This is a genomic window from Salegentibacter maritimus (genome assembly GCF_016236915.1).
GTDB lineage: Bacteria > Bacteroidota > Bacteroidia > Flavobacteriales > Flavobacteriaceae > Salegentibacter > Salegentibacter maritimus.
Map to the genome: position 1 here is coordinate 1 of NZ_JAEHOK010000053.1, position 937 is coordinate 937.

1 protein-coding gene is annotated in these 937 nt (G+C 44.7%); it reads left to right on the plus strand.

What is annotated here, in order from left to right:
- A partial coding sequence (locus I6U49_RS16805) for a putative Ig domain-containing protein (protein WP_198629696.1) occupies positions 1-937 on the plus strand: 937 nt, incomplete at both ends.

A 937-nucleotide genomic window follows, 5' to 3' on the forward strand; every position in this document is an offset into this window, starting at 1 on the left:
GTACAAGGATTTTTGATGTTTCTATAGAAGGAGTGGTACCTGCTTCCCTTCAGGCTGTAGACCTTTCTGCACAATTTGGTCACCAGGTAGGAGGGTTGTTTGTAGAAGAAGTAGAAGTAACCGATGGCCTTTTAGAGATTGCATTTATTCACGGTGCGGTAGAAAATCCATTGATTAATGGCATAGAGATTTTAGGGGTGTCTTCTCAGGTGCCCGATACGCCCATCAATGTAACGGCTCTTAACGATCAGGTTAATTTTGAGGGCGATGTGTTAGATGGCAGTTTGGTGGTTTCTGCCAGTGGGGGCGATGGTAATTTAAATTATAGCATAATTGGCGCTCCATCAGGAATAGTTATAGAATCTACCAATGGCCAAATAGGCGGTACAATAAATCAGGGGGCAGCCGCCAACAGTCCTTATGTAGTTACGGTAACAGTAGACGATAGTGACGCTGATACCAATGATGCGGTAAGTTTTAATTTCACCTGGGAAGTAAATTCCGATAGTCCCGGCATCGTCTTAGCACTCCCTGATATTGAACGTAATGTAGGAGCGGTTATAGAAACTATTAGTCTGTTACCATATTTTGACGATGATGCCGGTGTAGGGAACCTGACTTACAGTGTTTCGGGCAATACCAATTCGGCTGTCGGTGCTGTCATATCGGGCAGTAACCTTAGCCTAAGCTATCCCGATTCCCCGGCAGTTTCAGTGATTACCATTCGTGCTACCGATGCCGATTCTAATTATATAGAGCAGAGTTTTTCTGTAAATGTAATAGAGGAACAGGCCATCGCTGAGGTCTTATACCGGGTAAATGCTGGGGGGCCTGCCATTACGGCGATTGATGGGAAATTGGATTGGGAAGAAGATACTGCTAACAACAATTCTGCTTATTTAAGCTACCCCGGACTTAACAGTACCTTTTCCGGAGG